Origin of the sequence: Allocoleopsis sp., assembly GCF_036703385.1 — a bacterium.
In the GTDB taxonomy this organism is placed as follows: domain Bacteria; phylum Cyanobacteriota; class Cyanobacteriia; order Cyanobacteriales; family Coleofasciculaceae; genus Allocoleopsis.
The window spans coordinates 1-6,398 of sequence record NZ_DATNPA010000461.1 but is presented as its reverse complement, the minus strand read 5'-3'; the positions used below and the strand labels follow the sequence as shown (position 1 = coordinate 6,398).

Genomic DNA, 6,398 nt, shown 5'->3' with positions numbered 1-6,398 from the left:
TCTATAACTTGCGCCCTGTACCGCGCTAGTTGGAGGCTTTTAAGAAACTCGTTTATCCCTATTCAGAGTTTTGGCAGTGGCAACATGCAATGCCATATTTGAAATTACTAAAAAGCTACCCCTACCTCGACTCCACTTTCTACCGAAATTTCACTGAAAAAATTAGCCCTATCTCTGATAACTGCTCAGTCAATTCAGTGAGTATGCGGTAGTGTAAAAAAAGCTTCTCGCTTATGTAACTAGCAGAAGAGAACGCCAAATCTATTCAAGCTTGAGTTCTTGTTGACGCTCGCACTTAAAACCGGAGTTACGCCAAGCTTCCAAATCTACTGCATAAAGTGGCACTAATTTCAAGCATCTGGGCTGGACAACCTGACTCAACACCGCCCAAACCACGCAACGACTGATATCTAAACCCGTCTTCAGCACAGATTCTCGATTCCCTGGCTTCCCCTGCTCTGGGACAATATCTGTCTCGACCCAAATCCCATGAGCGCCGAACAAAATCTGCGCCATCCACGTGGAGCGGGGCACCTGGCTGGAGGAAGTAATTAATTTAACTTTACGAACACCCCACTGTTTGAGGATTGGGATATTAAAGTAGAAGTTATCAAAGGTAGAATCGGCACACTTTTCTAACCAAACTTGGCGGATCGGGGCCTGTTCTCGTTGAAAAATCAGCAAGATGCAGGGGTCTTCCGAGCCTTGAGAAATCAAAACTCGGATTTCTGGATGCTGTTTGGCTAACTGGGCGACGTAGATCTCACGATGTATACCACCTCCCAGGACGAAAAACGCCTCGATAGGTTCCGAAGCCGCCGCCTGCAACCTTAGACTGTTAATCAGCAGCCAGCCACAAAGGAGGATACCCAAAATCAGTAAACCTGTACCTAGCCAGCGCCGCCCCTTGGCTCGAAACCGATTCTTGAAATTAACCCAGATGCGTGGAATGAGTCTACCTCTCATGTCTGATGACCAATGCTCGGACTTGGCTCAAGCCATAAGCGCTCATGATGGCTCTACCTGTATCAGCAGGACACTGAGCAAACTGGCACAAAATTTAGCTCGCTTAGTAATTCAAGTTGAGTATATTAGCCCTAACCCAGTTTCTCTCCTATCGGTAGTACGATCGCTCTCTAGCGTAAGCTGAGTGTAGAATGCAGACCCAGGGTCTCTCTTCAACAGACCGCTTTACAATAACTGTTAATTATCTAACGCCAACCTCGTTCTAGCCATACTCCATGAATCAGTACTCAAAACAGTTCCCTTGGCTCAAAGGCGTCTTTTTCTCTGGAGCGATCGCAACCACCGCCGCTTTGTCTCTAATCGTACCGATGGGGGGTCGCTCTGTCTTTGCCGCACTCCAGGATAGCCCCAAAAACCTAGTTGACGAGGTTTGGCAAATCGTTAACCAGGAATATGTGGATAACAGCTTCAATAAAGTAGATTGGCAAGCCACACGGCAACAGCTACTGAGCAAGAACTACACAACAAAAGAACAAGCCTACGACGCCATTCGGGCCGCTCTCAAGCCTCTGGGAGACCCCTATACTCGCTTCATGGACCCCGAACAATTCCAAGCGCTGACGAACCAAACCTCCGGTGAGCTTTCTGGAGTAGGGATTCGTCTGGAACTGAACGACAAAACGAAGAGTCTGCAAATCGTCTCACCCATCGACAATTCCCCAGCAGCCAAGGCAAAGCTTAAACCAGGGGATGGCATTGTGGCCATTGATGGCAAATCGACGAAAGGCATGACTCTAGAAGAGGCTTCATCTATGATTCGGGGTGAAGTTGGTACATCGGTCACGTTGCGAATTTCCCGCGATGGCAAGGAACCGTTTGATGTCAAGCTGAGCCGCGCTCAAATCGAACTTCCAGCCGTTCATCACACCCTCAAGCAGGAAGGTCAGGCGCGGATCGGGTACATTAGCTTAAATGAATTTAGTGCCCATGCTCCGGAGCAAATGCAGAAGGCCATTCAAGACCTGGAAAAGGAGAAAGTGGGTGGCTACGTCTTAGATTTGCGGGGGAATCCGGGAGGATTGCTGAACGCTAGTGTGGAAATTGCCCGGATGTGGATAGATAGTGGTCTAATCGTCCGCACGGTAGACCGCAAGGGTGGCGATCAGAAGTTTTCCGCGAATAACACGGCTCTAACCAAGTCGCCTTTAGTTGTACTCGTCGATGGGAACTCCGCAAGTGCCAGCGAGATTCTCACAGGCGCACTGAAGGATAATAAGCGGGCAAGTGTGATCGGCAGTAAAACCTTCGGAAAAGCAGTTGTACAATCTGTCCATTCTTTATCAGATGGTTCCGGCTTAGCCGTCACCATTCAGCATTACTACCCACCCAATGGAGAGGATATCAACCATAAAGGGATTGACCCCGATGTCAAGCTGGAATTGACAGAGGCACAAGAGAAACAGCTAGAGTCTAATCCCAGCCTGCGGGCGACCAATGACGACCCTCAATACAAGCAGGCGATCACCACGTTAACCACGAATGCTTTCGCCCAACCAAGTTTAGGTCGTACTGTGAAGCCGATGAGTATTCGTTAATATCGGCCTCGCGTAATCGCCGTTGGTCAACTCAAAAGTTTATTTGAACGATGAGGGATGAAGGCTTCAGCCTTCATCCTTCGCTTTTCAGTTGAGTGACTAGATGAATCAGTTCTGGCAAAATCAGCTGTTGGAGCGCAAGTTTGACGGCACCCGTTGAGCCGGGAACTGAGAAGATTAGCTTAGTTTGATAAATACCAGCAACAGCTCGGGATGCGATCGCGCGTGAGCCAATCTCCTGATAACTTAAGAACCGAAATACTTCTCCAAATCCTGGCAGCGTCTTTTCGAGTAATCTCTCCAAGGCGTCATAGGTCGTATCTCGTGGTGCAATGCCAGTCCCCCCGTTGAAAATTACAGCATCAACGTCTGTTCGCTCTCCCAGCACTTGTAACTGGGACTGAATCTCTTGGGGTTCATCCTTGAGAATCGTGTAGAAACTAACCGTGTGACCCGCGTCTACAAGTAATTGTTGAATCAGCTGACCACTTTTGTCCGTTTCGGGCGATCGCGTATCACTAACCGTAATGACAGCGCACTTCACTGTCATGGGGGCAGAATCCGGGTGAGGTTTTTGAGCCATAGACTGAAAATAACAATCCTTCAGGTAGCGACAAAAGTGTACCTGAAGGAAGGCTCGATCTATTCCGCCTTCGTAAATCCAAGGCCATGCTCTTGGGCATATCGTTCCATAAAACGCATGAAACGCTCCCATTCCTCTTGGGATTTGATCAGAACAAAGGCTTCTAATGCAGTCGGTTGACCATTGACAAATTTGCCCTTAACCTCTCTCGTTAAAATCTCACCCTCCTCATCAATCAAGTACATTCCAGTGATTTCTTCTGTACTGCTGCTGTCGAGAGCTTTAGGGTTTTCAAAAATAAAGGTTGCGGTACCATTACTACCGTCGCGAGAGCGGGTAAGACGCACATCAGGAATGACGTCTTCGTCGATCCCTCTAGAAAACTGAATTTGAGCCATGACTGAGTCCAATCAAATATGCTAGGTAATTCCTCTCATTATCTTACCGATCAGACTGGACTTAAGCGAAGTCTCGCTACATCACCAATGAAGTCTCCCGGAGTGGCAAAATTGATAAAACTGTTACACACTAAGAACGCCTGCATTATTTTTCAAGGCGTTTCTGTACGAGTATTTAACCAAAATCAATGGGTAAGCAGCGCGTTCTCTCTGGTGTTCAACCAACTGGCAACCTACATCTGGGTAACTATTTAGGAGCAATTCGCAATTGGGTGGAAGGTCAAAGCCAGTACGACAATTTTTTCTGTGTGGTCGATTTACACGCTATTACCGCGCCCTACGATCCCACCACACTGGCCTCAAATACTTACAAGATTGCCGCTCTCTATTTAGCCTGTGGGATTGATTTGGAATACTCCAGTATCTTTATTCAATCTCATATTGCCGCCCACAGTGAACTGACTTGGCTGTTTAACTGTATCACGCCGATCAATTGGTTGACGGACATGATTCAGTTCAAAGAAAAAGCGGTTAGGCAAGGGGAAAATGTGAATACAGGCTTAATGGACTATCCGGTACTCATGGCAGCGGATATCTTGCTCTACGATGCGGATAAAGTCCCGGTGGGAGAAGACCAGAAGCAACATCTCGAACTAACTCGTGACATTGCAGTCCGGATAAACCACCAATTTGGCAATTCAGAACAACCTATTCTAAAATTACCCGACCCCTTAATTCGCAAGGAAGGGGCACGAGTGATGAGTTTGACAGATGGTACGAAGAAAATGTCTAAGTCTGACCCTTCGGACTTGAGTCGGATTAATTTGCTCGATTCCCCGGACGAAATTCAGAAGAAAATTAAGCGGTGTAAAACTGACCCCATTAAGGGACTAGAGTTTGACAACCCCGAACGCCCGGAATGTAATAATTTGCTGACTTTGTATATGCTGCTTTCACAGAAAACAAAGGAAGCTGTGGCGGCAGAATGTCAAGATATGGGTTGGGGTCAGTTCAAACCCTTATTCACACAAGCCACTCTTGCAGCGCTTGAGCCAATTCAACAGAAGTATCAAGCTGTGATGGATGATAAGGGATATCTGGAGTCGGTGTTGCGAGAGGGGAAAGAAAAAGCAGAAGCGATCGCTAATGGGACCCTATTAAGAGTAAAAGCGGCTATGGGCTATTCAATGCCACTTTGACTTCACCACTTCAACTCTAGGTAAGCTACTGTACATTTAACTTGAATAATCGGGACGGGCAAGATGCCCATCCCACCAGAAAACTGTCATTCCCCAACTTTAAGTTAAATGTGCAGTAGTTTATCAAATTTGCTTGAAACCGACCTATAACGATACAGTTTTTGCAGTCTACAAAAGCAGCATTCTCTACCTGATAAGCGGCTTCTTGCCATCCATCCATTGGGGTGGATTGGGGAGACTTCGGATACAGGCGATACTCCTTAATGAGCGCAATGATTATGAGCGATTCCCTTCAACAGACTACACTTCGCACGGACATAGAGGCGATGCTTTTTGAGAGCAACTCACACAGTCCTATCTCAACTCAAAGTCAGTTTCGTACTGCGGCTCAATCGGGTGAATTTTTAATTACCGCCGAGGTGGCACCCCCTAAGGGAGGTGACCCAGGCCACATGATTAAAATGGCGCAAGCACTTAAGGGTAGGGTTCACGCCGTTAATATTACTGATGGTAGTCGGGCAGTACTGCGGATGAGTTCGATCGCTGCCTCTGTCATTCTATTGCAGCATGGAATTGAGCCGATCTGTCAGATGGCCTGTCGCGATCGCAACCGTCTTGCCCTCCAAGCGGATCTTATGGGTGCTCATGCGCTGGGGATTCGTAATATCCTTGCCCTCACAGGTGACCCCATCCAAGCCGGCGATCATCCGGATGCAAAGGCGGTTTTTGATTTGGAATCCGTGCGTTTACTCAAACTAATTGCCAAGCTCAATAGTGGTTTTGATGCTAATGACAAGCCTGTAACTGATGGTGTTACTGACTTATTTGTAGGTGCTGCCGTTGACCCCCAGCTAAAAAGTTGGTCTGGATTGCAACGTCGATTTGAGCGTAAACTAGAAGCGGGTGCAGAGTTTTTCCAGAGCCAATTAATTAGTGATTTTGAGCGGCTGGAAAAGTTTATGAGCGAGATTGCCGCTGGCACCAATAAGCCAATTCTAGCGGGCATCTTTCTGCTCAAATCGGCGAAAAATGCCCAATTTATCAATAAATATGTCCCAGGTGTTCACATTCCCCAATCCATCATTGACCGATTGGCAGGGGCTGATGAACCTTTACAGGAAGGCATGAAAATTGCTGCCGAGCAAGTCCAGCTAGCACGGCAACTTTGTCAGGGTGTTCACATGATGGCAATCAAGCGAGAAGACTTGATTCCTCAAATTCTAGATTTAGCTGGAGTTCAACCCTTGAGCATTAAATAAAGAAGATGGGTCATTGGTGAAAGGGTTGAAGGTTAAAGGTTGAAGGTTAAAGGTTGAAGGTTGCAGGTTGCAGGTTGCAGGTTGCAGGTTACAGGTTGAAAGGGGTTTGCTCTTCGCCGAAGGTATTGCCAAAGGCTAGGGTCGGTTTAAAGGTTACAAGTTCAAACCAATTTTCTCAGCGTCAACCTGCCAACATTCAACCTGCCAACATTCAACTTCTGTTTGAACTAACGCTAATGACTACGAACTAACAGCGCAGGACTGATGAACAAAACGGTAGACACCCGAATCTGTGAAGTTACAGTGTACAGTAACCAAGCGCTGGTTACGCGCCGAGGAGTCGTGCAGCTCACGGGTGACGAGCATGAACTGGTCATTGCCCAACTACCAGTAACTCT

Annotated in this window: 8 protein-coding genes; 5 read left to right on the top strand and 3 right to left on the bottom strand. The window is 47.3% G+C overall.

The window, feature by feature from the left end; genetic code table 11:
- Nucleotides 1-261: 261 nt before the first annotated feature.
- Nucleotides 262-966 carry a YdcF family protein gene (locus V6C93_RS22600; protein ID WP_333478927.1) on the bottom strand — a complete coding sequence of 235 codons (705 nt, stop codon included), beginning with the start codon at nucleotides 964-966 and terminating at the stop codon, nucleotides 262-264.
- Here V6C93_RS22600 and V6C93_RS22595 point away from each other — a divergent pair.
- Nucleotides 965-1,150, top strand: coding sequence for a hypothetical protein (locus V6C93_RS22595; protein ID WP_333478926.1), 186 nt, complete (start codon nucleotides 965-967; stop codon nucleotides 1,148-1,150). The two genes, V6C93_RS22600 and V6C93_RS22595, sit on opposite strands and share 2 nt — an antisense overlap.
- Nucleotides 1,151-1,241: 91 nt before the next feature.
- Entirely contained in the window at nucleotides 1,242-2,561 is a 1,320-nt protein-coding gene (ctpB, locus tag V6C93_RS22590) for a carboxyl-terminal processing protease CtpB (RefSeq protein WP_333478925.1), read from the top strand.
- A gap of 73 nt (nucleotides 2,562-2,634) precedes the next feature.
- Here ctpB and V6C93_RS22585 read toward each other — a convergent pair whose 3' ends face one another.
- Both V6C93_RS22585 and psb28 read right to left on the bottom strand, forming a co-directional pair.
- Nucleotides 2,635-3,144 carry a MogA/MoaB family molybdenum cofactor biosynthesis protein gene (locus V6C93_RS22585; protein ID WP_333478924.1) on the bottom strand — a complete coding sequence of 170 codons (510 nt, stop codon included), beginning with the start codon at nucleotides 3,142-3,144 and terminating at the stop codon, nucleotides 2,635-2,637.
- A 59-nt stretch (nucleotides 3,145-3,203) separates the two neighbouring features.
- Nucleotides 3,204-3,542, bottom strand: coding sequence for a photosystem II reaction center protein Psb28 (gene psb28 / locus V6C93_RS22580; RefSeq protein ID WP_333478923.1), 339 nt, complete (start codon nucleotides 3,540-3,542; stop codon nucleotides 3,204-3,206).
- 188 nt (nucleotides 3,543-3,730) lie between these two features.
- Between psb28 and trpS the strand changes: the two genes are divergently transcribed.
- The 3 genes from trpS to V6C93_RS22565 all read left to right on the top strand — a co-directional run.
- Nucleotides 3,731-4,741, top strand: a complete 1,011-nt coding sequence (trpS, locus tag V6C93_RS22575; RefSeq protein ID WP_333478922.1) for a tryptophan--tRNA ligase — start codon at nucleotides 3,731-3,733, stop codon at nucleotides 4,739-4,741.
- Between the two features lie 326 nt (nucleotides 4,742-5,067).
- On the top strand, nucleotides 5,068-6,000 hold the full coding sequence (locus tag V6C93_RS22570) for a methylenetetrahydrofolate reductase (protein WP_349262802.1): 933 nt from the start codon (nucleotides 5,068-5,070) through the stop codon (nucleotides 5,998-6,000).
- 264 nt (nucleotides 6,001-6,264) lie between these two features.
- The coding region (locus tag V6C93_RS22565; protein ID WP_333478928.1) for a DUF4140 domain-containing protein at nucleotides 6,265-6,398 on the top strand (134 nt) is incomplete at its 3' end.